The sequence below is a fragment of the Pedobacter sp. SL55 genome (assembly GCF_026625705.1).
In the GTDB taxonomy this organism is placed as follows: domain Bacteria; phylum Bacteroidota; class Bacteroidia; order Sphingobacteriales; family Sphingobacteriaceae; genus Pedobacter.
In genome coordinates, this window is sequence record NZ_CP113059.1 from 1,885,699 (window position 1) to 1,912,297 (window position 26,599).

19 protein-coding genes are annotated in these 26,599 nt (G+C 38.2%); 3 read left to right on the forward strand and 16 right to left on the reverse strand.

Translation table 11 applies throughout. From position 1 onward, the window contains the following. Positions 1-12: 12 nt before the first annotated feature. The 3 genes from OVA16_RS08505 (at position 13) to uvrA (ending at position 8,031) form a co-directional block, all read left to right on the forward strand. Positions 13-942: a PorP/SprF family type IX secretion system membrane protein gene (locus OVA16_RS08505; protein WP_267764880.1), complete on the forward strand. Its 930-nt coding sequence runs from the start codon at positions 13-15 to the stop codon at positions 940-942. Between the two features lie 335 nt (positions 943-1,277). Beyond that, on the forward strand, positions 1,278-4,877 hold the full coding sequence (locus OVA16_RS08510) for an Ig-like domain-containing protein (RefSeq protein WP_267764882.1): 3,600 nt from the start codon (positions 1,278-1,280) through the stop codon (positions 4,875-4,877). A gap of 313 nt (positions 4,878-5,190) precedes the next feature. Continuing rightward, positions 5,191-8,031, forward strand: coding sequence for an excinuclease ABC subunit UvrA (gene uvrA / locus OVA16_RS08515; protein ID WP_267764883.1), 2,841 nt, complete (start codon positions 5,191-5,193; stop codon positions 8,029-8,031). A 389-nt stretch (positions 8,032-8,420) separates the two neighbouring features. Here the strand turns inward: uvrA and lipA are convergent, their stop codons facing one another. From lipA to spt, 16 genes are all read right to left on the reverse strand, one after another. Continuing rightward, positions 8,421-9,314 (reverse strand): lipoyl synthase, encoded by an 894-nt coding sequence (gene lipA / locus OVA16_RS08520; protein ID WP_267764884.1) that lies wholly within the window; start codon positions 9,312-9,314, stop codon positions 8,421-8,423. Positions 9,315-9,705: 391 nt separating this feature from the next. Beyond that, positions 9,706-11,013, reverse strand: a complete 1,308-nt coding sequence (locus OVA16_RS08525; protein ID WP_267764885.1) for a hypothetical protein — start codon at positions 11,011-11,013, stop codon at positions 9,706-9,708. A 141-nt stretch (positions 11,014-11,154) separates the two neighbouring features. Continuing rightward, positions 11,155-13,260 (reverse strand): tetratricopeptide repeat-containing sensor histidine kinase, encoded by a 2,106-nt coding sequence (locus tag OVA16_RS08530; protein ID WP_267764887.1) that lies wholly within the window; start codon positions 13,258-13,260, stop codon positions 11,155-11,157. A gap of 115 nt (positions 13,261-13,375) precedes the next feature. Beyond that, positions 13,376-13,933, reverse strand: coding sequence for a DUF4256 domain-containing protein (locus OVA16_RS08535; RefSeq protein WP_267764888.1), 558 nt, complete (start codon positions 13,931-13,933; stop codon positions 13,376-13,378). Positions 13,934-13,937: 4 nt separating this feature from the next. Beyond that, complete coding sequence (locus OVA16_RS08540) at positions 13,938-14,525, reverse strand: YdeI/OmpD-associated family protein (RefSeq protein ID WP_267764889.1); 588 nt, start codon at positions 14,523-14,525, stop codon at positions 13,938-13,940. 142 nt (positions 14,526-14,667) lie between these two features. After that, positions 14,668-15,612, reverse strand: a complete 945-nt coding sequence (locus OVA16_RS08545; protein ID WP_267764890.1) for a phosphatase PAP2 family protein — start codon at positions 15,610-15,612, stop codon at positions 14,668-14,670. A 46-nt stretch (positions 15,613-15,658) separates the two neighbouring features. Continuing rightward, positions 15,659-16,291, reverse strand: coding sequence for a sterol desaturase family protein (locus OVA16_RS08550; RefSeq protein ID WP_267764891.1), 633 nt, complete (start codon positions 16,289-16,291; stop codon positions 15,659-15,661). A gap of 4 nt (positions 16,292-16,295) precedes the next feature. Then, positions 16,296-17,576, reverse strand: a complete 1,281-nt coding sequence (locus tag OVA16_RS08555) for a DUF4833 domain-containing protein (protein ID WP_267764892.1) — start codon at positions 17,574-17,576, stop codon at positions 16,296-16,298. Positions 17,577-17,578: 2 nt separating this feature from the next. After that, positions 17,579-19,420: a DUF5686 family protein gene (locus OVA16_RS08560; protein WP_324288578.1), complete on the reverse strand. Its 1,842-nt coding sequence runs from the start codon at positions 19,418-19,420 to the stop codon at positions 17,579-17,581. A 53-nt stretch (positions 19,421-19,473) separates the two neighbouring features. After that, positions 19,474-20,139, reverse strand: coding sequence for a carboxypeptidase-like regulatory domain-containing protein (locus tag OVA16_RS20050; protein ID WP_324288579.1), 666 nt, complete (start codon positions 20,137-20,139; stop codon positions 19,474-19,476). A gap of 2 nt (positions 20,140-20,141) precedes the next feature. After that, positions 20,142-20,516, reverse strand: a complete 375-nt coding sequence (locus OVA16_RS08565; RefSeq protein ID WP_267764893.1) for a GtrA family protein — start codon at positions 20,514-20,516, stop codon at positions 20,142-20,144. A 4-nt stretch (positions 20,517-20,520) separates the two neighbouring features. Beyond that, positions 20,521-20,976 carry a phosphatidylglycerophosphatase A gene (locus tag OVA16_RS08570; protein WP_267764894.1) on the reverse strand — a complete coding sequence of 152 codons (456 nt, stop codon included), beginning with the start codon at positions 20,974-20,976 and terminating at the stop codon, positions 20,521-20,523. A 263-nt stretch (positions 20,977-21,239) separates the two neighbouring features. Further along, the gene (locus tag OVA16_RS08575; RefSeq protein ID WP_267764895.1) at positions 21,240-22,556 is read right to left on the reverse strand and encodes an inositol-3-phosphate synthase; all 1,317 of its coding nucleotides are present in this window, start codon (positions 22,554-22,556) and stop codon (positions 21,240-21,242) included. Positions 22,557-22,668: 112 nt separating this feature from the next. After that, positions 22,669-23,661: an NAD-dependent epimerase/dehydratase family protein gene (locus OVA16_RS08580; protein WP_267764896.1), complete on the reverse strand. Its 993-nt coding sequence runs from the start codon at positions 23,659-23,661 to the stop codon at positions 22,669-22,671. Between the two features lie 105 nt (positions 23,662-23,766). Next, positions 23,767-24,888: a hypothetical protein gene (locus OVA16_RS08585; protein WP_267764897.1), complete on the reverse strand. Its 1,122-nt coding sequence runs from the start codon at positions 24,886-24,888 to the stop codon at positions 23,767-23,769. A 1-nt stretch (position 24,889) separates the two neighbouring features. Continuing rightward, complete coding sequence (gene spt / locus OVA16_RS08590) at positions 24,890-26,095, reverse strand: serine palmitoyltransferase (RefSeq protein ID WP_267764898.1); 1,206 nt, start codon at positions 26,093-26,095, stop codon at positions 24,890-24,892. Between the last annotated feature and the right edge of the window lie 504 nt (positions 26,096-26,599).

Here is a 26,599-nt window from a genome sequence, read left to right on the forward strand (position 1 = left end):
ATAAGTTTTAAAATGAAAGCATTAAATAAAAAAATAGGCTTTTTGGTGTTAGCATCATTCATGATTTCTGGAACACAGGCCTTGGCACAATTAAGTCCGCTTGGTGCCATGTATTACCAAAACCAATATGTAAATAATCCGGCTTATGCCGGATTAGATAAAGGTTTGAGATTAGATTTGGGCGTGAAGATACAGGATAGTAAGTTACCTGGCGCTCCAAAAACACAGTTTCTTACCGGCACTTATGCCTTAACAGATAGAGCTGGATTAGGCTTAAACGTAAATGCCGAGCAAATTGGGTTAATTAAGCAAATAAGAACGGTAGCCACTTACGCTTATCACTTGCCGTTAAATGCTAACGACGATAAAGTAAGCTTTGGTCTTTCTTTGGGCTTTACAGATCAGTTGGTTGATTTTAACTCCTTAAATGGTAATGCAAATGATGCATCGATTGGTAATTTTAACCAGAGGCAAACCTATATGGATGGCGATTTCGGAGCTTTATACCAACGTAAGGGCTTTAGCTTAGAAGCGGCTTTGCCTAACATTAGCAATTTTTTTAGAGATAAGGAGAATGTGAGTACTGTCGCTAATTTGGCCAGGTACTATGCAGCTGCATCCTATCAATTTTCGCTGCCTGGAGCAAACGGAATTACTTTAGAACCAAAATTGGCCTATAGGGCAGTACAAGGTTTTAAAGATATTTTCGACTTTGGTACTAATATTAAATTTGTAGACCAAAAGTTAAGCCTATTTGGCTTATACCATAGTACGCAAAGTGCAACTTTAGGTTTGGGCGCTAAAGTAACCGATAACCTCGCTATGAATTTTATGTACACTTCTGCAACTGCGGTGCTGGCCGGAGAAAGTAGTGGTTCTTACGAAGTGAATTTGAGATTGAATTTATTTGGACCCAAAAAAGTAACAAAGCTTAGCAACTAAACTAAGATACTAATTGCCATTTCACTAATTCAGCCCCGCCAATTTAATTACTGGCGGGGCTTTGTTTTGCCATTTTAGGAATATTAATGTTATTTCGGCAACAGGTGCACCAATAAAAGCTAAACTTCTAAAAATTACCTCGTTAAATTTCTTTAGCCTTAATTTGTATTGTTAGTATGTTTAACTATTTTTACTCCTTATAGTTGTGTTATTTAAAAGCAAATAATCCATTTATGCGCTCCACATCATCCCGTTTTTTAAATAAGATCTGTTTTCTCAGTCCTTGGGATCGAGGTTTTGAATTTAACGTACATTAAAGAATTTAATCCTTTTTTATGAAAAAAACTTTACTTATTTTACTTACTGTTATGGCAAGTTATGGCTTTTTACAAGCGCAAACTTTCAGCAGTTCTTCATTGCCAATTGCCGACACGGGTACAGCAACCCTTGCGGGTATCAGACTTGGAGATTTTGATGGAGATGGCGATATGGACATCCTTACGCAGGATGGCGGAGCCGAAACAGAAGTTACCCTTTGGAAAAATGATGGCGCAGGTAACTATACCAGTTCTACAGCCATAGCTGCCGGGATATCTGGGCTTGCGGTTGCTTTTACCAGCGTTCGTATAGCCGATTTTGATAATGATGGCGATTTAGATTTTTACCAACGTATATCTGGAGCTAACAACGACATTTTTTTGGAAAATAATGGCACAGGTAGCTTCTCTGTAGGCACTTTGCCTTTAACCGATACCGGTATAGCTAACTTCGCTTTGATACAGGTAGGCGATTTTGATAGCGATGGCGATGTAGACATACTTACACAAGAAGGTGGTGCAGCAACTGCTGTTACACTCTGGACGAATAACGGGTCTGGAAGTTTTACTGGCACTGAGGCTGTAGCTAGTGGTTTTACTGGCTTAAACATTGGTTTCACGAGTGTGCGTATAGCCGATTTTGATAACGATGGCGATTTGGACTATTATCAACGTATTTCAGCTGCTAACAACGATATTTATATGGTAAACAACGGCTCGGGGATTTTTTCTATTGGCACTTTGCCGCTTCCCGATTCTGGTACAAATAACCACGCTTTTATACAAGTAGGTGATTTTGATAATGATGGTGATATAGACTTCTTAACCCAAGAAGGCGGAATGGGAACTGCGGTAACGTTTTTGAAAAATAATGGCGCTGGAAATTATAGCAGTGCGGTAGTTATTGCCGCTGGAGTTACAGATTTGAACTTGAGCCATGTAAGTTTGCGTTTGGGCGATTATGACAATGATGGAGATTTAGATTTTTTACAACGACTTACTGGGCTGGGTAATGATATGTACTACCAAAATCAGGTAGCGCCGCCAACCTTAACTAGCTTTACTCCTGCGGCTAACGGTACTGCCGGGGCAAATGATAATTTAATGCTTACATTTAGTCATAATAGTACACTTAGCAAAGGCTCTGGAAGTATTTCAATAAGAGAAGACGATGGCGATGGAAACCCTAACGGCAGTTTTGCTTCAGGAAAAAATTATTATGTGGTAATTGCTCCATCAGCTTTTGTAGATGCTAGTGGCAAGGGCTTTGTAACTAAAGTAGGTAGCCGTTTGCACCCAGGCTTGCCAGACCCCTTTCGTAGAAATGCAGAAAACTCGTTAAAAGGTTTGGTAGATAGAACCTTAATGAGTTTCAGTACGCTATCATCAACGCCAACGGTTACGGGCATAAGCTCATCAACAGCTAACGGTACTTATAAAGTTGGCGATGTAATTAGTATTCAGGTTAATTTTTCGGAAGCTGTGACGGTAACAGGTACACCACAGCTTACCTTAGAAACGGGCACAACAGACCGAACAATCAATTACGCATCGGGTTCTGGAAGTTCTACCTTAACTTTTAACTACACGGTACAGTCTGGCGATAATTCTACTGATCTGGATTATACTACTACCACTGCATTAGCGCTAAACGGGGGTGCTATAAAAAGTGTGGCGAACAGCAGTGCTAATTTAACTTTACCTACTCCGGGAGCAGCAAATTCTTTGGCTGCCAATAAAAATATAGTGGTTGACGGTGTTTTGCCAACGGTTAACGGGGTAACTTCATCTACTGCCAATGGTGCCTATAAAATCGGCGACGTAATTGCTATTCAGGTTAATTTTTCTGAAACAGTAAATGTAACCGGAACGCCTCAAATTACCTTAGAAACTGGTACAACAGACCGAACAATCAATTATGCTTCAGGTTCGGGAACTTCTACCTTAACTTTTAACTATACAGTACAAGGAGGCGATAATACCTCTGATTTAGATTACATCTCAACGCTGGCTTTAGTGCTAAATAGCGGCACAATAAGAGATGTAGCAAATAACAACGCCGTCTTGCTCTTGCCTAGTCCAGGAACGGCTGGTTCGCTTGGTACAAATAAGGCGATTGTGATTGATGGAGTTAGGCCAACGGCGACCATCACATTATCTAACAATGGGTTGGCTAAAGGGGAAACTACCTTAGTTACTTTTACATTTAGCGAAGCGGTTAGTGATTTTACCAGTGCAGATTTAACTTTTAGTAATGGTAGTTTTGGCACCATATCATCTAGCGATGGCGGCATTACCTGGACCACTACATTTACGCCAACCGATAATTTGGAAGATGCTACTAATGTTATTATTTTGAATAATACTGGTGTGCAAGATTTAGTTGGGAATGCTGGTACGGGTACTACCCAATCAGATAATTTTACGATAGAAACCAAATCTCCAACAGTTGCTAGCGTAACGGTGCCAGTAAACGGTAGTTATAAAATAGGCGATAACCTAGATTTTACTGTCAATTTTAGTGAAGCAGTAACTGTTTCCGTACATTGCGGTACACCAACCATTGCAATTTCTTTGGGAACGGGCACGGTATACGCAAATTATGTTTCCGGCTCCGGAACATCAGCTTTGTTATTTAGGCATGTGGTGGCCGAAGGCGAACAAGATGCAAATGGAATTGCCTTAACAAGTTTGACTTTAAATGGTGGTTTGCTTAACGATATTGTGGGTAACAACCCAGTACTAACGCTAAATAGCGTAGCTTCAACTGCCAATGTTTTGGTAGATGGTGTTCGTCCAACGGTAACCATCAGTTCTTCGGTAGGCGCATCGGGCACTACAACAGCTACTTCGCCTATTCCTTTTACCATTACTTTTTCTGAAACCGTAACCGATTTTTCTTTGGCTGATATTAGTTTGACGAATGGCACGGCTGGCAATTTTAGTGGTAGTGGCACAAGTTATAACTTTAATGTTACTCCAATGGCCAATGGCAATGTAACGATAAATGTGCTAGCAAATGTGGCTACAGACGCAGTTGGCAACAATAATAGTGCTGCAGCTGCCTTTACCATCAATTATTTAAACACACTACCTGTAGTTTTGTTAGATTTTAATGTTAAAAAAGAAAACAATGCTGCTAAACTACAATGGCAAACCGTCACAGAAACCAATAACAAAGGTTTCGAGATTTATCGCAGCGGCGACGATAAGCAGTGGGTTAAAATTGGTGGGATAGATGCAAAAGGCAGCAATTCAATTTACGCTTTCGAAGACAAGCAGCCGTTAAATGGCAATAACTATTACAAACTGGTACAGCTAGATTTGGATGGAACACCAACTGAACTAGGCGAACGAGCTTTAAGCTTTGCGCTGTCTGCTGTGGGGTTACGGGTTTATCCAAATCCCACTGCTGGCAAAGTAACTTTGAGTTTTGGTGCTGGTAAATACCAAAAAGTAAGCATCATCGGGTTAGATGGAAAAGTTTTAAATACCATGAGTGTTTTACCTGGTCAAACAGAAGTAAGGCTAGATTTATCGGCCTATGCCTCGGGTATTTATTTTGTGAAGTTGAGCGGTACAGATGGTGTTGAAACGCAAAAATTGATTAAGAATTAGTATGGTAAGTGTTTTTTAGTGACGCCCTGCAGGTTTTACTTGCAGGGTTTTTTGTTTAATAGCCCCGATTGTAGCGAGCACGTAGCGGCAAACCTATGTGTTTGCCGACGAAGTAAAGCGTAAAGCGGGACGACCGATGTAAATAGCATTGTCTCTGCGCTTCAAAAAATATTAAACCACGAAGAAGTTAAATGAATGTAAAGACTTCCCTAATTATTGATTTCTCAATGCTTTTAAGTATTTGTATCCGTAGCTTTTGTGCCTAAAATTCGTTAATTTTGCAAGCTTATTTTAAAACGGAGCGAATAGATATATGGCGAAGAACCACGTAGATTTGGGCGAGCAAAAGGATGTAGAGGTTTATGGTGCGAGGGTGCACAATCTAAAGAATATCGATGTGAGTTTTCCTCGCAACAAAATGGTGGTGGTTACTGGTTTAAGTGGCAGTGGCAAGTCTAGTTTGGCTTTTGATACCATTTATGCCGAAGGGCAACGCCGCTACATGGAAACTTTCAGTGCCTATTCGCGGCAGTTTATGGGTGGCATGGAACGCCCTGATGTGGATAAGGTTTCGGGTTTAAGTCCGGTAATTGCCATTGAGCAAAAAACTACCAGCAAAAACCCCCGTTCTACGGTAGGTACCATTACCGAAATCTACGATTTTATGCGTTTGCTGTATGCCCGTGTGGGCGATGCTTTTTCGTACAATACCGGCGAAAAGATGGAGCGCATGAGCGAAGATCAAATTCTGCAGAACATCTACAAAAAGTTCGAGAACTTGGCCGTGAACATTTTGGCTCCGGTAGTAAAAGGTCGTAAAGGCCATTACCGCGAATTGTTTGAGCAAATTCGTAAGCAGGGTTATGTAAAGGTGCGTGTAGATGGCGAAATCCAAGATTTGGTGGCTAAAATGCAGGTAGACCGTTACAAAATTCACGATATCGAAATTGTAGTAGACCGCTTGATGGTTGATCCTAAAGACGATAAACGTTTGCGTGATAGCATTCAAACTGCTATGCGTTTGGGTAAAGGCATCATCAAAATTAGCGATAAGGATAACAATGTAGCGCACTTTAGTAAGTTCTTGATGTGCCCAACTACGGGTATTTCTTACGATGAACCTCAACCCAATAGTTTTTCGTTTAACTCGCCCTATGGCGCATGCGAAACCTGCGATGGTTTGGGTTATATTTTTGTGGTAGATAAAAAATCTATCATGCCAAATATGAAGATCAGCATCTTAAACGGTGGTTTGGCTCCGCTGGGCGAATACCGTGATATTTGGGTTTTTCAGGTGTTAAAGGCCGTTGCCAAGAAATATAACTTCTCGCTATCAACACCTTTAGAAAAATTAAGCGAAGAACATATTGATATCCTTTTGAAAGGTGCGCCAGATTTGATTTCGGTAGAAGTAGCCTACAATAAATGGAACGTACAGAACTACCAAGTTACTTTTGATGGTATCATTAAACTACTAGAAGAGCAGCAGGAGAAAAGGGGAGAAGGTGCTTCGGATGACATGGAAGCTTTCCGCAGGTTAGAAACTTGTCCGGATTGCCATGGTGCTCGTTTAAAGAAAGAAAGTCTGCACTTTAAAGTAGATGGTAAGAATATTTCTGAGTTGGCTACCATGGATGTGGCTACTTTGCACCAATGGTTTGATGGGGTTGAAGAGCGTTTAAGTGAGCGCCAGAATACCATTGCCAAAGAAATACTGAAAGAGATTAGAGCTCGTATTGGTTTCTTGCTAGATGTGGGTTTAAACTACCTTACTTTAGATCGCACTTCGCGTACGCTTTCGGGTGGCGAGGCGCAGCGTATTCGTTTGGCTACGCAAATTGGCTCGCAATTAATGAATGTAATGTACATTTTGGATGAGCCAAGTATTGGTTTGCACCAACGTGACAACGAGCGCTTAATTACTGCCTTGAAAAACTTACGTGATTTGGGCAACACCGTTTTGGTGGTAGAACACGATAAGGATATGATTTTGGAAGCAGACCACGTGATAGATGTTGGCCCTGCTGCGGGTGTACATGGCGGGCAGATTGTGGCGCAGGGAACCCCAGCACAAATTTTAAAATCAGATACGCTAACTGCAGCCTATTTAAATGGCAAAAAAAGTATAGAAATACCCCAAAAGCGACGTGAAGGTAATGGCCATCAGTTAGGCATTATTAAAGCTACGGGGCATAACCTAAAAGAAGTTTCCGTAGATTTTCCTTTGGGTAAATTTATTGCCGTAACCGGTGTTTCGGGTAGTGGTAAATCGAGTTTAATTACCGAAACGCTATATCCAATTTTAAATCATCATTTTTTTAGGGCCAAGAAAAAACCATTGCCTTACGAAAAAATTAAAGGCTTAAAAGAGATTGATAAAGTAATTGAGATTGACCAAGCGCCAATTGGGCGTACACCACGTTCCAATCCATCTACTTACACCGGTGTTTTTTCTGATATCAGGAATTTATTTGTGGCTTTGCCAGAAGCGAAGATTAGAGGTTATAAGCCTGGTCGTTTTTCTTTTAACGTAAAAGGTGGTAGATGCGAAACTTGCCAAGGGGCAGGCATGAAGGTAATTGAAATGAATTTCTTGCCAGATGTGCAGGTGCCTTGCGAAGAATGTGGCGGAAGAAGATACAACCGTGAAACGTTAGAGGTGCGCTACAAAGGCAAATCTATTAGTGACGTATTGGATATGAGTATTGAGGATGCTTGCCATTTCTTTGAGCACATGCCGTCGATCTATCGTAAAATAAAAACCTTAAACGATGTTGGTTTGGGCTATATCCGTTTAGGGCAGGCTTCTACCACTTTATCGGGCGGAGAAGCACAACGTGTGAAATTAGCCACTGAACTTTCTAAAAAAGATACGGGTAAAACCTTCTATATTTTAGATGAGCCTACTACAGGTTTGCATTTCGAAGACATTGCAGTTTTGTTAGGTGTGTTAAATTCTTTGGTTGATAAAGGTAATACGGTTTTAGTTATCGAACACAATTTAGATGTAGTTAAAGTAGCCGATTGGGTAATTGATTTGGGCGAAGAAGGCGGTGCCGGTGGCGGTAGAATTATTTTTGAAGGCACACCAGAGGGATTGATTGAAAACCCGATAAGTTTAACGGGCAAATTTTTGAAAAAGGAAATGTCGTAGGGGCGAACCTTTGTGTTCGCCCATTAGCACGGTGCAAATAAAAAGACGAACCTATGTGTTCGCCCTTGTGCAAAAGGAAATGTATAACGTTTGGGCGAAAGATATTTCGCCGTTGGACATGATGCAAACATAAAAAATTCGAATTTGAGAAAACGAGGGCGAAAGATATTTCGCCCGTACATAGAGTTTATCAAGCCCCACGAAAAAGCAATCTTGCCTAAATGCACAGTTTTTTGTTAGTTAAACCTTACAGCAGCGACAGCTCCCGAGTGTAACTCGGGACTATAGCGGCTGGAAGGACTTTCGTAGCCCAAGAAATACCGAAATTGCTTTTCTAGAAAAGATGATGCGAACTGAAATGGGCAGATAAACTGAGCCCTAACTACTCATTAAACAATTCCTTCGATATCGAAAAGATGTTTTTCTGCGTGATAAGAAGAACGCACCAGCGGGCCACTTTCTACGTATTTTAAGCCTTTAGCCAAGCCTACTTCCTTGTATTTAGCAAATTGATCTGGGTGGATCCAATCTACCACTGGGTGGTGCGCTTTGGTAGGCTGTAAATACTGGCCTAAAGTTAAGATATGAACACCATTTGCCACTAAATCATCCATTGCTTCAAAAACATCCTCTTCAGTTTCGCCCAAACCTAGCATAATGCCGGTTTTAGTGCGTAAGCCAAATTCCGAAATTCGCTTTAAGCACTCCAAGCTTCTGTCGTATTTAGCCTGTATACGTACTTGGCGAGTTAAACGGCGTACCGTTTCCATGTTGTGGGAAACCACTTCTGGTCTTTCTTCTAAAACACGGTATAAATTATCCCATTGACCTTTAAAATCAGGAATTAACGTTTCTAAAGTAGTAATCGGACTTTCTCTTCTAATGGCTTGTAAAGTTTCGGCCCAGATGATCGAACCGCCATCTTTCAAATCATCGCGGTCTACCGAAGTAATTACACAATGTTTAACGCCCATCAGCTTTACCGAGTTGGCTACACGGTTGGGCTCGTCGGTATCAACTGCCAAAGGCCTGCCAGTTGCTACCGCACAGAAAGAACAAGAACGGGTACAAATGTTACCCAAAATCATGAAAGTTGCCGTTCCGGCGCCCCAGCATTCGCCCATATTTGGGCAATTACCACTTTCGCAAATGGTATGTAGCTTATGTTCGTCAACCAAACTTCTTACCTGTGCATATTCTTTTCCTACAGGCAATTTAACCCTTAACCAATCTGGTTTGCGGGCTTTTTCGGTAACTGGTGCAACAACTGGAAGTTCAATCATAACGCAAAGTTAAGCAATCTTGCTGAATTGTTGTAAGGTTGAAATGTTGGAAAGTTGTAATGTTTTGGTGTTAGTTTTTTGGATGGTTGGTTATTTGGGTTTTTATAATTTGAAAATCAAGGTTCTTTTGTTGCTATTAATGTTAGCCCTTCTTTACGCTATAGTCCCGAGTTACACTCGGGAGCTGCCGCTTCAATAAAGTTTAAAATGCAAGGTCTGTGCAGTAATGCCCCTCGGCAGTTGCAATACATTTGGCTTAAATTAAGGTTAATAGTTTACCGAAGTACATCGTTAATGCCAAGAACCGTAAAATCAAAAAAAACATTGGCAGCGCTGGAGGTTTAGTATTATCAAAGAATACAAACTAAATCCTACCAGCATTAGCAAAAAATTACTTCAATAAACTCTTGGCACCATCTAAAAGCGCACTGCCTTTCTGTTTTAACTCGTTTTTCCCTTTTTCAACCGTAGTTTCGCTGGTATAAGAACTTACCGCATTAGACATCTGCTGCACCTTATGTATAGTCGTAAAAATCTCATCGGTATGAGGTACATTGTTTGCCTTTAAAACTTTTTGCCAATCTATTTTAACCAATACAGCCATCATGTATTTGGTAGCAATCTTACTCAGAAACAGCTTGTCGTAAACCCCGTTTAATGCCTTACCGGCTTCACGGTTATTTACATAAACAATGGTTTTTTCTATGGCTTCGCGTTCGCTATCAGACAACAGCCGACTTTTCTTTAACTTGGTTAATGCCACTATTGCCTTTTCTTTGTCTTCTCGTTTTAAATAGAGGTAACTCTCTACAGCTAGCGTAAGTTCTGTCTCGAGGCCAAGTTTTTTCGTGTCTTCCAAAAATTTCTCAAAATCATCCAATCCCCTTTCTTCATCAATTTCTCTTTCCATCCTTAGCCTATCAAAACCTCTAAACAAATAATTTAGACTGTGAAAAGCCGTATGCGTTTGGCCATCGCTCAAATTTCTCCAACCAAAAAAAGCCTTGGTGTAAGGTAAAGGTACATCTTGGTTTTTGTCTAACCATTTGATATTTCTGGTCAGCCCATCTTCCGATAGGTAAAATAAATTATTGCCGAAAAATAAGAAGCCACGCACAAATTCAAGTAAGGTTTTCGTCTCATGGTCTGGCAAAAGCTCGGGTTGGGTTTTTGAGCATTCGTAAAGAGCAAAAGGTTGTCCCAATTCTCTGGTAGCTAAAACAACCATGCTCAATATAGCGTGTTCAATGTTTTGGGCTTCGGTTTTTTCTTGGCCTGTTAATACAGTAGAGCTAGTGCCGCCATTACCATACATTTTATTTATTCCTTCAACCAGTGTTGGAAAAATGTCTTCGTTGGTATCTTTTACAAAACCTTTAACCGCACGGTAATCCTTGTATAGTAAAAGCGCTTCCATTGGCGAAATGCTTTTGCCCGAATCTATATTTACCTTGCTTAAAGAACTTAAAACCGTATTGAGGTGCTTGCCGAATTTTTGGTACTCTGGCTTTGTAGTATCTTGCACCGCCGCTGATCTGATGGCGATTTTTGCAAATTTGTAAAAGGTAATTTTATCGTAGGCAAGGTTTTCGTTAAGTTTTTCTTTATCTAAAGCTAAAAGTTCTTCATCGGTGTCAGGAGCCGAACAGCCAAATGTTAGGCCAATAAATAAAAAGAGTAGATGTATGAGATTCTTCATGGTTAGATACATGGGTAGTTTTTCTACGGTAATTTAACTTAAAAGTATCTTATTTACTTGAAGTATAGAATGTGAAACTACGAATATTCTATTTTGGAATGGTTTATTTCATAGGGCTTTCGCTTGGCAAACTTGCGTTAATTATCCTTCAATGGGTTTTGTGGGTAGGGTAATGTAAAAAGTAGTTCCTTCGCCCAATTTGCTTTCAACACTTAAGCTGCCTTTGTTTTGCATTACCATATCTCTACATAAAATAAGCCCAATGTGGTGCCCTTTTTCGCCAGAAGTGCCGGTGCCTGGCGTATGCGTTAAATTAAAAAGGTTATCGAGGTCTAATGGGCTAATGCCAGGGCCCGTATCAGTAATGGTAAAGGTAACTTGGTCATTATTTGTGGTTGCATTAAAAATAACTTTATCTTCTTTGTTGCAAAACTTAATAGCATTAGAAAGGATATTTCTTATCACTACATGAACCATGTTTAAATCGGAAAATACAACAAGTTTTTCGTCTACATTGTTATGCACATTTATTTTTTTCAGATTAATCTGCGATTCCATCAACTTGATATTATGGTTGATGATCATCGAAAGATTTACCTCAACAGGGGTTATCACAATGCCTCCCAACTGACTTTTAGACCACTCCAGTAAGTTGTCTAAAAAAGAGGCCGTATTGTAAACAGTTTCTTCTAAGCGCTCTAGCAGGTTTCCAAATTCCTCTTCATTTACAATTCCGCTTCTATATAAGCCAAATAATGCCTTTAACGAATGTATTGGTGCTCTCAAATCGTGAGATACAATAGAGAAAAATTTATTCTTTACATTGTTTAATTTCTCTAACTCGGTATTTTGGGCAGATACAATTTCCATTTGTGTTCTTAGCTCTTCATTTAAAGCTCCCAGCTCTTCATTTACTTCTGCAATTTGATGTTTTTGCTCTTGCAACAAGGCATTGGCAATTTTTTTCTCGGCATTTCTTTTGTAATAGAGTATCAAAAGTATAACCACCAACAAAAGCAGGGCGGTAATAATAGAAATGGTAATTACATAGTCGGTAATTTTTGCACTAATGGTCTCGTTGCGTTTTTCTAGGTTTTTGTTGTCGATATTTACTCGATGCAGGTCTGTTAAAATAACTTGTTTGGTAGTAGAGTCATTCTCCAGACTATCGTTAACTGCTAAATATTCAGACTTATATTTTAAGGCTGCTTCATAGTCTTTTTTTGCGGCACTTACCTTAGATAACATGTCTAACGCTAAAGAAATCGGGATTTTCGCATCAGTCTGCTTTGCTCTTACTAAAGCTAACTTTCCTGCTTCTTCGGCTTTTTGATAATCTTTTAAACCTATGTAAGCTTCGGCCAGTGTAATTAATACAGAACACTCTTGATATATGTTTTTTAAAGTTCTGTTATTTCTTAAAGCTATTTCTAAAAGGGGCAACGCCTTGCTGTACAGCTTGTTTTCTATATGTAGTTGGGCAATTCCCCAATTGCTTAAGGCAATTCCGTTTAAGTCGCCAATTTTTTCTCTAATAGCTAAGCTTTTTAGATAAAAATCCATTGCTAATTTTTGTTGGCCTAATCTTCGTTTAGAGCCACCCAAAGAGTAATAGGCACTGCCTAAACTTAAATCTCCGGTAGGGTTTTTTAAAAGATTTTCTAAAACCTGTTCAAAATAATTATCGGCGCTTTTGTATTCTTTAAGGTCGAAATATATGGATCCTAAATTGGTAATGCATTGATTTATACCTCTCTTGTGGTCAATTTTTCTGAAGATTTTTAGTGCTTCTTCATAACAATTAACGGCTTCCTTTTTTCTGTCAGAACGATCATATATGTAGCCAATGTTTACATAACTACGGCCCAAGCCACTTTCATATTTGCTCGCTTTTGCTATTTCTTGACCTATTTTAAAATAGTATAATGCGCTATCCAAATTACTTCTAATGCCATAAGAAATGCCCATATCTAAATAGCCATTGGCAATTGTAGAGTCGATACCATTTTTTTCGCCTAGTAATCTATACTGGTTGGCGTAATAGAATTTTTTAATTGGATCTACCGAAGAATAAGCAGTAGATAGTTTTTTAAGTATTTTAATTTGAACCGTGTCAGGATCGTTTGGTTTAAGTTGGGCTAATAACTCATCTATTTTAGAAGTTTGGGCATTAGAGCTAATTCCTAAAAGGAGTAATACAACACAAAGTACGGCCCACTTTGAGAGTTGTTTTAAAGCAGTATGCATGTAGCCTAGTTTTTGAGTTTCTTTGGTTCGAGGTAGCTAAAGATAGTTATTTTGTTTTAAATAACATTGTTTAAGTTCTTTAAAAGCTAATTATCTTTTAGAGCTTTTAAAGCTGCTATATCTTTAACGAACCGCGAAAACCTCTAGCTGCATAGTAAGATTGGGCTCCGTTGTGGTAAACAAAAACGGTGTTGTATCGGCGGTCGCAAAATAGCGCACCATCTAATTTTCTAATGCGTTCTGGGGTTTGTATCCAGCTTGATGTTTTTAAATCAAACTCGCCTAATTGTTGTAATGCTTTGTATTCTTCTTCAGTTAAAAGTTCAATTCCCATCTCTGTAGCCATATTTATAGCACTATCATTTGGTTTGTGCTCTTTCCTTGCTGCTAAGGCTTCATGGTCAAAGCACACACTTCGTCTTCCCTTTGGAGTTTCGGCCGAGCAGTCGTAGAAAATAAATTCTCCTGTTTTATCATCGTAGCCCACTACATCTGGTTCTCCGCCGGTAATATCCATTTCATTTAACGACCATAGTTTTTCTGGTTGAGCTTCTAGTTTTTCTTGCACTTTGCTCCAATCTAAGTCTGGGTGGCGTTTCTTGTTTTTTTCGAAACGGATTTTCAAAATGCTTAAAAGTTCTTCGCTTTGTTGGGCTGATAGTTTTTTGCTCATGATATTAATCGTTTAAACCTTTGCCACTTAGAATTTGTGGCATATATTTTTCAACTCTTGCAACTCTTGCAGCTCTTGTTTTAGCTTGTTTGGCTTCCGAAAAATGAAATAGATAAGCTCTTTGGCGGCCAGGAGTTAAAGCTTCAAAAGCAGTTCTCAGCGCAGGTAAAGCATCTAGTTTTTCTTGAAACTCTGCTGCAACCTCAAAGTCAGAGGTTTTTCTCATTGCTACTTTTAAGCCAGCCTTTTCAACTTCAATGGCCTCGAAAATGTAATGTTTTATTTGTTGTTTTGCACTCCAAATTTCTTTAGCGTTAACAAAACGTATTTGCCTAACCGATTGTACATGATCTGTTTGTTGGATCAATAAACCATCTTCGTTGCTTAGCAATGCGCCTTTAAAAAACAGCAGGGCACAGTATTCCTTAAACCCATGTATTAAAACAATGTTGCTCTTTTGGAATGTGTAGCAAGGCTGCCCCCATTTTAGTTCTTCGGTTAAGCCACATTCAAGAATAATTGCTCTCAAGGCTTCAAATTCTTGTTTCCACTGGGTTGTTTTGCTTAAAAACGCATCTACTTTAGGGTTCATCTTTTGCTGTTTAGATGACTAAAGTTAGTTAATTTGAAGAAAAACGCGAATAATCAATTATGAAGCATTTTTAAAGCTTTGCGTTGGGTGATTTTTTTTGCGCTAGCAGGTATTTTTATACTTTCGAGTTGGCTAATGTGCATTAAGAAATTAATTTTAGCATACTTTGTATAAAGTTAGCTAAAGGTTTTCTTTCTTTTAACCAGTTGAAGGATATTATTCCGATGGTGGCTGTGGTAATGCCGGCAAGTACATCGGCCAGGTAATGATGGCTTGTGTAAACTGCCGCAAACCAAATCCCCACCATTACGGTAATGAAAAAGACATTTGCTTTACGGAACTTTCCCTTAGTGGCATAGTAAACTACAATTAAAGGGTAAGCGGAGTGTAAAGATGGCATGGCCGCAAAAACGTTTGAACCTTTGCTATAAATAGATTTAAAAAGTTCGATACCGAAGAAATTATCGAAACGAATTAAGCCAGCGGTATTACCAGGAGTGCCTGCTATAAACTCAAAGCCATGCTGTTGTACATACCAAGGTGGAGCGGCAGGATAGAGGTAATAAACCACAAAACCCAATAGGTTTACCCACACAAAAGTGAGTAGAAAGTTTAAGAAGTTTCTGCGTTCGTTATTAAAAAACAGGAAGGCTGCAAATGCCAACGGTACGGGTACCCACATCAAATAAAAGAAGCCTGTAAGCACATCTAAAAACGAGTTGGTGTGTAATAGCCAATACTCATTAGGGGTAAGTAGTTTTCCTCCTTGCTCTATTCCAAAAACGCTTTTTTCAAAATTGTAGAGATCTGCAATATGTACAGCATTGTAGTGGTAGTTAGGAAAAGCCTTCATGTAATCATAAATGATCCAATATACAATGAAGATAGAAAAACCTATGATGAATTTTCTGGTAGTAGATGTGAGGTAGTAAAGGGCATTAAAAATAGCAATCAGCACTAGTTGGTCTGTTTTAAAGCCAACTAAAAAATAGGAGAGAATAAGATAGATTGCAGAAATGCCGAGCGTTAATGGCAGATCTTTTTTAAGGTTTTTTTGCGGATCTTCAGAGGAAATATCTGATGTCATTTTATTATTTGTTGGGGCGAAACATGTTTCGCCCGTACGAGTAATTTTATTGGGTTTCTTTTTTCTTTTCAAATCCAGACCTGAATACACCGTCCCAAAACATCCAGCTTACGCCAAATCCCTTAGAAGCATCCTGATAATGGTGCAACATGTGGTGATGTTTCAATCTCTTCCATAAACCACTTTTAAAATTAGCATGGTGTAAGGCGTAATGAACCATATCGTAAAATAAATATCCACCAATAAAACCTATAAAAAACGAATAGATTTTGGTTTCTGGTAATAGCCAATCGAATAGAAACCAAAAAGCCAAAGCCAAAGGAATACTGGCCGATGGCGGCATTACTAAACGGTTAGCATCATTTGGGTAATCGTGGTGCACGCCATGAAAAATGAAGTGGATACGCTTTGCCCAAGCGGCCTTAGGGTAGAAATGGAAAACCCATCGATGCATCACATACTCTGTGATTGTCCACACGAAAAGTCCAAAAGCCAACCACCCGAAAAACTCTAAGACAGGGGTTTGCACATCAAAAAGTGCTTTCCACACTAAGAAAACAATTAATGGAACAAATATAATTAAGGGTACGTAATATTTAACTTTAGATAGAGGTTCTAACAAGTCGCTCTTAAACATCCTTGTAGACTCGCTAGAATTTGAAATAAAATTCTTTGCCATGGTATTAAACTTTTATTCTTTCGGTTATCGCTTTTGTTGGATTGCTAGCATCATAACCTTTTATTTCTACATATTTTACATTAGGTACCCAAAACGTACCACCTTCTATTCTTAGAAAAATTCTGTCTAACAAAATCTTTTTGTTGTTGGCTGTTGCGTAAACATGATATTTTTTATCTATTGCCGATTTGGTTAACAACAAAGGGAATTTTTTGTAGGATACGAAGCGTAACTCGTAATTGCCATTACCAATATCTTTAGTTTGCACTCCATAGGCAAATTTGCGTTGAATATAATTCAAGTCTTTTTTTCCTTGCTTATCAGCGTAGCGCATCCAAAAAACATTTACGGGATGTTCTTTAACCAAATTACCATCTTCATCTACGTTTAATTGGCAAATAATAGTATTGATATTTGGATCTCGTTGTACGTAAAATAACTGGTTTGTGATATTTTTGGGAATAGGAAATGTAAGCGGAGAAGGATCATCGCCAGTTTGTGCTTTTACCGCTGCTGAGTTAGATAGACCTAGACCAGCAAATAAAATTACTCCGGCAATTAGCGCTGCTTTGTTGCTGGGTTTTGGGAACTCTTTCGCATCTAAAGCTTTTTTGGCTTCTCTTAATCTGTTTACTGCGGTAATATTGGTCATTATTGCCATTAAAGTAATTGGCAAGGTGAAAATGCTCATGGTCTCGAATACGTGAAACTTAATTCCGGGGATAAAGATTTTATAATCGGCACCTAAGAAATTGTAGGCAATACCGCATGCAATAGCAAATACACCAATGGTTACCACACGCTCTGGGCGTTGCATTAAACCACCTTTACATTCTACGCCAAGGCCTTCGGCACGGGCACGAGTATAGCTTACCATCATAGAACCAATTAATGCAATAAACGCAAATAACGAGCTTAAAAAATAATGGTGTGCCACTAAATAATAGCAAATCCCTAAAAACATCACCATTTCGCTATATCTGTCTAAAACCGAATCGTACATGGCGCCAAACTTAGAGCTCATGTTGCCCAAACGTGCCACTTGGCCATCTAGCATATCGAAAAGGCCAGCAAACAAAACCAATGCGCCAGCCCAGCCTACGTATTCTAGTTCGCCGCGATTAGATTTTTCTGCACCTATAATAAAGATTACCGCTACACCAATGTTTAGTAGCAAACCAATAGTGGTTACCATGTTTGGTGTTAATCCTAACTTAATTAAGCCTTTTACAAAAGGGTTAATTACTTTATAAATACCTTGTTGAAGGTCGTCTCTTAGCTTCATTTTTAAAAATCTAGTTTAACTCTAGCTCTAATTCCCCATTCGGCAACTTCTGGGTGGTCTAGGTAATTGAAACGCTTAACCAAATCTACCCTTAATACCTTGAAAATATTTCCTAAACCAACGCTGCCTTCCATATACGGTTCTTTATTTAAAGAATAGGTTCTTTGCGTGCCATTTTCATAGCTAGGCAATTTGTAAATGCCGTCGTTATTTTTTTCTGGATTATTTTCATCTCTCAATCCTCCGTAAATTGCTTTGAATGAAACAATCTCGCGTAGTTTTAATTTACTTAGCAAAGGTATCTTATTTAAAAAGAATCCGTTAAAATTATGATCGATATTTATTGCTGCATAGCGGTCGCTCACAAATTCTAAGAAGTTCATTAAGTTATAGGAGTTTAGCTGATAAGCATAAGTTTGGTTGGCACGGTGTACCGACAATAACGGAAAAGGCACCTTGCCGGCGATATAACCACCTTCTACTCTGACATCACTAAAACCTAACTGCGACAAATAAAAACGTTTGTCTACACTAGCCATAATGTTGTGGTAGTTATACTCGCCTCCAAAAAAGCCTTTAATACCTGCCGTATATTTTAAGTTATAAATAGGGTATCTATCTATAATTGGTATACGATAAATTTTACCTTGATAGAATTTCTCATTCTTCGCATATCTAAAGCCTACACTAAGTTCTGTAGTGGTAAGTCTATTGATAAAAGAATTGGAGCTGGCATCGTTATAGAAAAGGCCACCAGCCGGAGTTTGAGACCATTTCTTAAATCCAACATTGTAAGAAAAACGATTTTCGAATTCTTTCACATAATCTAAGCGATAAAAATCGTTGTACAATAACATATCGTTTACACCACGTTTAAATGATAACAAAAAGTTATCTTCTTGTACAAATTGTAGTTCTTGTCCTGGTATTTTGGTATCTCGTTGAAAACTTGCTCTAATGTAGTTTTGCGGGAATTTATAAATGGATTTATTATTTAAAGAGTAAGTTCCCGATAAGAAAAACTTCCATTTTTCGTCTTTAAAGCCATAGGCTGCATAATTTTCGAAATAAAAACGTTTGCTTAAAGCAGGAGTAGACCTGCCTCCTAAACGCAAACGAAAGCCTTCTACGTTATTAAAGCTATAGAAAGTGTTGGTAGGGCCAACTTCATAAGGTCCAAAATCCCAATAACCGGCAAAGACAAAAGTTACTAATTTTACGGTTCTTCTAAAAGATGGCAACTTTTGAAGCGTATCAATATTGCTGTAAATTTTCAGCTGCTGCTGTGGTATAGAATCTAACCTGTTTTGCGCCCAAAAATCGTTGGTTCTCTGTTTGGCTCCTTCTAGTACTTCTAGTTTTTTGCCAGAAAAAACCGTATCAGGAATTTCTACGTTCGTTTTGTATTGGTCGTAGCTTACACTTCGTTCGCCCGTAAAACCCATCCCTTTATTTTTGCTGATCCCAAAATCGGCAATTAAATTGCTTTTGCTTAGGTAGTATCTACCATCGGTATTTTTTTCAAAATCTAAGGCAATTTCTAATCCTCTAACAAAGTTGAGGTTAATGTTTTTATTTACTCCAAAGGCAGCTTTTTGAACAGCATAGTTGCCGTCCATCGTAATGTAGATTTTTCCCTCAAACAACATATCGCCCTTGGTGCGTGGCGTAAAAGAAAGTTCAATTACATTCGGCGTCATGTTTTTTAAGGTATCAGTAATAAAAAATTTGTAAAAAGTAGGGGCCGAGTTTGCAATTGGGCTTAAAAACTCGTTGCTCATTACAGAGATGTTATTATCGTAAATGTTGATGTTTTGGTACATCCTATCGAAATAGGCTTTCATGCCCTGGTTATCGATAAATCTATTATCAAACTCTACTTGTTTTTCTGCTAGAACTACTGTTTTACTTTTATCGGGTAGAAACTTAAATATTGGTCGGCCAGTTTTTCTTGGATATAAATAGGCAATAAGTTTTTGCCACCTATTTTGGATGAGTCTTGCTCTTGAAAAAGAAATTGGTAATTTCTGAAGAGACGTTTGTTCTTGAATTTTTCGGAGAGGTTGCTCATAGAGAACAACATTTTTTCGTACTCCTTATATTGTACGGTTTCGTATGCTTTAGGCTGGTTTTTATCTTTGTTTTCGATTACCTGCCTAATTAATTCTACCGCCGGATTGTTTTTGTTAGAGTACCTAACTTTTTTGCCTGCAATAATGGTTACTTCGTTTAACGATTGCGCATTAGATTTTAGTAGGATGTCTAATTTTTGGGTTTGTCCTACAATAATATTCTTGTACAAAACTTCGTAACCAACGTAGTTAAACTTCAGTTTGTTGTAGTCTTCGTTAGTGCTGATCTTGAAATTTCCATCCAAATCAGATTGTGTTCCCAAGCGGGTATCATTAAAGAAAATTGATACATAGGGAAGTGTTTCTTTTGTTACCGCATCTCTAACGGTTCCGGTAATAACGGTTTTTTGGGCAAATGCTGATGATATGCCTAATATCGTAGCACTAAAAAACGTTAGTGCATAAATTAATGTTTTATATGTGTGTTTCATTTTTACTGTGTGAAAATGAATTGCTTCTGCATGAAGTAATTATAAATAGTACCAATCAATCCAGAAACGAGAATTTTCGATAGCAAATAGTTAATGCCTAGAAAATGAGTGAGTATGTAAACTCCAGTAGTAACAATCAAAAGATTGCCGCACCATACCAAAATATACTTTAAAATTTGAAGCTTGATGTCTTTCTCGGTAGAATTAAACACCCAATTACGCCCCATATAAAAGTTTACACAGCCACCAACAACTGTTCCTGTTACACTTCCTGCAACATACCAGATCCCCAAAAAGCTCACACAAAACCATGTGACTAAGTAGTCTACCAACGTTGCCGTTAATGACGAAGCTTGAGCTTTGATAAAGGTGATCATCTTCTTAAAATATGTTGAAGAAAATTATTATTTGCATAACAATGTTGGCATAAATCCCTGCCAAAACATCATCTGCCATTACGCCCCAACCACCGGGCCACTTTTCCAATCTACGTATACCTAGTGGTTTCAAAATGTCGAAAAATCTAAACAACACTAAGCCCGCAATGATGTATTTAATCTCTAGCGGCACAAAAAGTAAGGTAATACACATTCCCGCCACTTCGTCTATTACCACTCGTTGGTGGTCTTTGCCCCAAAGTGCCTCCACTTCGTTGGCGCTCCTTACTCCCTGTATTGTTAGCAGCAAAGCCACTAAAACTGGTGCAAGTTTCAGTTCATATCCACTAGGTTGTAAAAAGTACCATAAAAGGCAGGTAAAAATAGAAGCATAAGTTCCTGCCCCTTTGCCTATATAGCCAATTCCAAAAGTGGTTGCTATGATCTTGTGAAATATCACTGCTTCAATTTTTTATTAAAATGCAAATCCTCTAATTTTTTAACGGCTCAAAACTATGGAAACTTTTTTTAAACCTAAAGTTTCCGTGGGTTTGTTTGCTTTCTTTTGAGCGTAAATTACATTCACAAGACAAAAGCAAAAAACGTGAGGGATTTGTGTTTGAATTAGGTAAAGAGATGTTAATTTTTGTATAGTTTTTACCTATGCGTAACGTTTCAAATTGCAGTGTTTGAATTGGTTATCAAACACTGCTCATTGATTTTTTATTTTTCTTCTTCGTAATAATCAAGCCCCAAGTGGGTAATCAACTCTTCGCCCATAAAATAGCGCAGGGTGTTGTGTAATTTCTCTAATTGCTTGAAGATATCGTTCTCTGGACGTAATCCCTCTTTAGTTTGAGGAGATTTTAAGTAGAACGATAACCACTCTTGGATACCACTCATGCCAGCACGTTTAGCTAAATCTGAGAATAAAGCCAAGTCTAACACGATAGGAGCAGCTAAGATTGAATCACGGCATAAGAAATTGATCTTGATCTGCATTTTGTAACCCATCCATCCAAAGATATCAATGTTATCCCAGCTCTCTTTGTTATCGCCGTGAGGAGGGTAATAGTTGATACGGATTTTGTGGTACATATCGCCATATAAATCTGGATTGATTTCTGGTTTGAAGATATCTTCCAACACACCTAATTTAGAAACTTCTTTAGTTTTAAAGTTATCTGGATCATCTAATACCAAACCATCACGGTTACCTAAAATGTTGTCAGAGAACCAACCACGTACACCTAAAGAACGAGCCATTAAACCGGGTGCTAAAACTGTTTTCATTAAAGTTTGACCAGTTTTGAAATCTTTACCAGCTACCGGAGTTTGAGTTTCTTTAGCCAACTCTAACATTGCAGGAATATCTACTGTTAAGTTAGGAGCTCCATTTGCATAAGCATAACCTAATTTCAACGCTGCATAAGCATAAATCATACTTGGCGCAATATTAGGGTTGTTGTCTTTTAAACCTTGCTCAAATGCAGCTAAAGTTTGGTGAACTTCAGAAGGCTCTAAATAGATTTCGGTAGAACCACACCATACCAATACGATACGCTCACAGTTGTTTTTAGCTTTAAAGTCTTTGATATCTTCAATTACTTGTTGTGCCAAATCCCATTTTGTAGCAGCTTCTTTAACGTAAGTTCCGTCTAAGTTTTTAACGTAGTTTTTATCAAACGCAGCTTTGTAAGGTTTAATTGCTTCTAATTCGTCTTTGATGTCATATAAAAGATGACCATCAATTACCTTAGCTTTCATTGCGGCATCGTACACATTATCTTCATACACATCCCAACCACCAAATGCTAAGTCTTCTAATTTTGCTAATGGAACGAAATCCTTAATTAAAGGCTCATTGTTGTCTGTTCTTTTACCTACACGAATGGTACCCATTTGTGTTAAAGAACCAATAGGTTTAGATAGACCTCTTCTAGCGGCAACTACACCAGCAATCATGGTGGTAGCTACAGCACCTAGGCCAGGCATCATGATACCTAATTTTCCATTGGCTCCTTCTACTTGCTTTTTCATCTGTTTATTATTGTTAATTATATGTGTTAATCTTAAGCCCCTCCCAACCTCCCCAAAGGGGAGGAGCTGCATTACGTAACTCCCTTCCTTTGGAGGGACAGGGGGAGGCCGTTTATTTCAGCCAGTTATTAGCTTTATACCATTTTACAGTTTCTTGTAAGCCTCTTTCCAAATTATATTGAGGTTCAAACTGTAAGTCTTTTTTTAAATTTTCGATGTTGCAGGCCCAATTTGGAGCCGTTAACTCTTTTATTTTTTCTTTGTTTAGCGTTGGTGTTTTGCTACTTCTGGCGTAAATGGTATCCATTAAACCAGCTAAACTTTTTATTATTCCCAGCGGGATGTGCATTTTCAGGGTTTTTTTCTGCAATGCTTTTTTCAAACCATCAGCTAGTGCATACCTATTATAAGTTAGTCCGTCAGATATGTTGTAGGTTTTGTGCACCACATCCGATGTTAAAAAACGGATAATGATTTCGGCCAAATCCTTCACATAAATGAAGCTTAAAGTTTGGTTAAACCTGCCAATATATGGTTCTAAACCTTGGTTAATAGTCTTAAAGAGAATGAAAATATCTTTCTCCCTTGGGCCATAAACTGCCGTTGGCCTAACGGTAACCAGCGGTAGGTTTTCAATTTTATTCAAATACTCTTCTGCCAGTTTCTTGCTCAATCCATAAAAAGTTACGGGTTGTGCATTAGTATCATCATTTATAGCGGCGTTAAAATCGGTAATAGGTCCAATTGCGGCCAAGCTACTTACGAATACAAATTTCTCTAGTTTATAGCTAACCAACGAAGCCGCTAGTGCCAAATTCCTGCTGAAATCTGCGTTAACCTTGTTGTATTCTTGCAAGGTTTTCGCCTTTGTTGTACCAGCAGCGTGTATGATGTAGGCATACTGTTTTTCTTCCAGTTCTGCTTTTAATTCATCAACTGCGTTAAAGTTTAAATTAACATAGTTAACGTTTAAATCTTTTAAATGCGAGACGTCGCTATTAGGTCTAATTGCCGCAAAAACTTCTAGGCCATTTTCAATTGCGGTAACAATTAAATGATAACCCACAAATCCACTAGCTCCCGTAATTAATACCTTTTTGCTCATCTTTATTGGCCCCACCCCAGCCCTCCCCAAAGGGAAGGGAGCGCAAAAGCGTCTATTTTAACTTGTGCTTATATCTATGTTCTCTAGTCTTCGGACATCAGACTTTTATATCTTTTTCTCTAGTATCCTATATTCTCTGTACAATTTCCCGCCAATATTTTCTATCGGACGGTTCACCATATCATTATCTTCTAAGGTCCAGCTTGCCTCTGCGTATTGAAAATTTCTAGCTTTAAAAGCTTTGATTATTCTGCCGTACAAACAAGCCTCGATACCCATTTTTCTGTAACCGTCTATTACGCCTAACAGCATGATACGGATACCGTTTATTTTCTTTTTGCCAGTTAACAATTTAATTAAGCCAGTAGGGAAAAGCCTTCCACGTTTAATTTTAATTAGTATCTGGTTAATGTCTGGAATGGCCAAAGCAAAAGCTACAATTTTACCTTCTTGCTCAGCGATATAACAGAAATCTGTATCTAAAACCAACTTCAAATCATTGGCTGTATAATCAAATTCCTTATCGGTCATGGGTACAAATCCTAGGTTTTTATCCCAAGCTTTGTTGTAAACTTCTCTTAAAGCAGCAGCTTCTTCTTTAAACTTTTTCAGGTTTATTTTTCTGATGATGATGTTGCTTCTTTTTAGCCTGTTTTCCAAGCCGTCTATCAAGCCAACCGATCTATCGTCATAATTTCCGGCAGTATATCTGTAGGCTCTTAAATCTACTTTTTTGGTAAAACCGAAGTCTTCCAATAAATCTAAATAATAAGGAGCATTGTAAGGCATCATGGCTACTGGCGGCCCATCAAAACCTTTAACTAACAAGCCACAAATATCATTAGTAGAAAAGTTTGCTGGCCCCATTACTGAAGTTTGGCCGTTTTCTTTTAACCAGTTTTGTGCTGCATTTAATAGGGCCTCACTAACGGTTTTATCGTTAATGGTGTCGAAAAAACCAAAAAAACCTTCTGTTACGCCTTTTGTAGCGTTATGATTTCCGTTGACAATCGCAGCAATTCTTCCTACTATCTTATCGCCTTGGTAGGCCAAGAACAATTGCAACTTAGCATGGTCGTGAAAAGGATGCTTTCCTGGTGTAAGCATATCGCGTTGCGCAATATGTAGCTCTGGCACATAGTATGGGTCATTTTTGTAAAGTTCATGCGGAAAATCAACAAACTTTGCTAATAACTTTTTGCCAGTTACGGCCACAATTTGCGCCATTTTATATCGAAACCTTAACTAGGTCAACACTCGCTTCTTTAAACGCTAATTTCAGTTTGTCTATAGCTCTTTCTATTTGCTCAAAAGTATGCGTAGCCATTAAAGAGAACCTAATTAACGATGAATCTGATGGTACCGCTGGAGAAACTACCGGATTTACAAAAATGCCATTCTGCTGCAGTATATTGGTAATAATGAAAGTTTTTGCGTTATCTCTAATATAGATTGGCAAAATAGGGCTTTCTGGGTGCCCAATTTCGAAACCAGCTTCTAGCAATAGCTTTTTGGCATAGTTGGTATTTGCCCACAATTTATCGATACGTTCAGGTTCTGCTTCTATAATGTCTAAAGCGGCTAATACACTGGCTACAGAAGCTGGTGTCATGCTTGCACTAAACATTAATGAGCGGGCTCTGTGTTTAATAAATTCTATGGTATCTTCGTCTGCAGCAATAAAACCACCTAATGATGCCAAAGATTTACTAAAAGTGCTCATGATTAAATCAACCTTGTTGGTTAAGTTAAAGTGCGAAGCAGTTCCAGAGCCATTGAAGCCAATTACGCCCAAGCTGTGTGCATCGTCCATCATAATATTTGCACCAAACTCCTCAGCAATTTTTACCATTTCAGGTAAATTCACCAAGTCGCCTTCCATGCTAAAAATACCATCAGATACAATCAGTTTGGCAGCATCTTCCGGTAAACGGCTTAGTTTGGCACGCAAATCGTTCATGTCATTGTGCGCATATTTAATAGAACGAGAAAATGATAAACGGCTTCCGTCGATAATAGAAGCATGATCGTACTCGTCTAAAACTAGGTAATCATTTCTGTCTAATAGGCAAGAAATTACACCCAAATTAACTTGAAAACCTGTACTAAATAGCACAGCAGCCTCTTTTCCAACATAGGTAGCTAAGCGGCTTTCTAGTTCTAAGTGTATATCTAAAGTTCCATTTAAAAACCTCGAACCAGCACAGCCAGTTCCGTATTTTTCTATTGCTTTTTGAGCCGCTTCCTTAATTTTTGGATGGTTGGTTAAACCTAGGTACGAATTTGAACCAAACATCAAAACTTCTTTGCCATCAATAATAACCTCGGTATCTTGCGCAGAAGAAATAGAGCGAAAATAAGGGTAAAGCCCTTGCTCTTTAATTCTTTTGGCGTCTTGAAACGAAGCTACCCTATCTTGTAATTTTTTACGCATATAGTTTGTGTGTATTAGATATTAATTACCCCTTAATGGTCAAAAAGAATAACTCTTATAAAGAGTTAGACAGTGACCTTATTAAAATTGTTACTGTATTGCTAATATAAATTTAACAATTTAATAAATGAGAATTAATAATTCTGGCAAATTTAACAAAAGTTTGATACCGTTATAGTGGTTTAAAAGTATGGCTTATTGGTCAAAAAGTATTATTTTTGTAAATCTGACATTCGGCAAACAAATTTTGGTCTGCGTTGTTTAACAATTTTAATTGTTTCTTTAGTGCTTTTTAGGCCTTTTTTGTGCCAAAAATACAATTATTTAATCATTTGATTAATTGGTGGTTTTGTAATTCGAGTATTAGCACTAAAAGTTTTAACTTTTTTTTATAAAAATATATTTTAAAAATAGCAAGCGCAAAATTTTCTATGCTTTTTAAAAGCTGGTTTTAGCTTTGATATGTTAGTATGTTGTCATTAAGCTAGATGAAATCTAATTTAG

Bases quoted from the DNA above. Each gene is read 5' to 3' on its own strand.
- OVA16_RS08505 (WP_267764880.1), top strand. From the start codon at position 13: ATGAAAGCATTAAATAAAAAAATAGGCTTTTTGGTGTTAGCATCATTC.
- OVA16_RS08530 (WP_267764887.1), bottom strand. From the start codon at position 13,260: ATGCATACTGCTTTAAAACAACTCTCAAAGTGGGCCGTACTTTGTGTT.
- OVA16_RS20050 (WP_324288579.1), bottom strand. From the start codon at position 20,139: ATGAAACACACATATAAAACATTAATTTATGCACTAACGTTTTTTAGT.
- OVA16_RS08565 (WP_267764893.1), bottom strand. From the start codon at position 20,516: ATGATCACCTTTATCAAAGCTCAAGCTTCGTCATTAACGGCAACGTTG.
- OVA16_RS08525 (WP_267764885.1), bottom strand. From the start codon at position 11,013: ATGAAGAATCTCATACATCTACTCTTTTTATTTATTGGCCTAACATTT.
- OVA16_RS08510 (WP_267764882.1), top strand. From the start codon at position 1,278: ATGAAAAAAACTTTACTTATTTTACTTACTGTTATGGCAAGTTATGGC.
- OVA16_RS08545 (WP_267764890.1), bottom strand. From the start codon at position 15,612: ATGACATCAGATATTTCCTCTGAAGATCCGCAAAAAAACCTTAAAAAA.
- OVA16_RS08535 (WP_267764888.1), bottom strand. From the start codon at position 13,933: ATGAGCAAAAAACTATCAGCCCAACAAAGCGAAGAACTTTTAAGCATT.
- OVA16_RS08585 (WP_267764897.1), bottom strand. From the start codon at position 24,888: ATGGCGCAAATTGTGGCCGTAACTGGCAAAAAGTTATTAGCAAAGTTT.
- OVA16_RS08555 (WP_267764892.1), bottom strand. From the start codon at position 17,576: ATGAAGCTAAGAGACGACCTTCAACAAGGTATTTATAAAGTAATTAAC.
- OVA16_RS08575 (WP_267764895.1), bottom strand. From the start codon at position 22,556: ATGAAAAAGCAAGTAGAAGGAGCCAATGGAAAATTAGGTATCATGATG.
- uvrA (WP_267764883.1), top strand. From the start codon at position 5,191: ATGGCGAAGAACCACGTAGATTTGGGCGAGCAAAAGGATGTAGAGGTT.
- OVA16_RS08560 (WP_324288578.1), bottom strand. From the start codon at position 19,420: ATGAAAGCCTATTTCGATAGGATGTACCAAAACATCAACATTTACGAT.
- OVA16_RS08540 (WP_267764889.1), bottom strand. From the start codon at position 14,525: ATGAACCCTAAAGTAGATGCGTTTTTAAGCAAAACAACCCAGTGGAAA.
- OVA16_RS08580 (WP_267764896.1), bottom strand. From the start codon at position 23,661: ATGAGCAAAAAGGTATTAATTACGGGAGCTAGTGGATTTGTGGGTTAT.
- spt (WP_267764898.1), bottom strand. From the start codon at position 26,095: ATGCGTAAAAAATTACAAGATAGGGTAGCTTCGTTTCAAGACGCCAAA.
- lipA (WP_267764884.1), bottom strand. From the start codon at position 9,314: ATGATTGAACTTCCAGTTGTTGCACCAGTTACCGAAAAAGCCCGCAAA.
- OVA16_RS08550 (WP_267764891.1), bottom strand. From the start codon at position 16,291: ATGGCAAAGAATTTTATTTCAAATTCTAGCGAGTCTACAAGGATGTTT.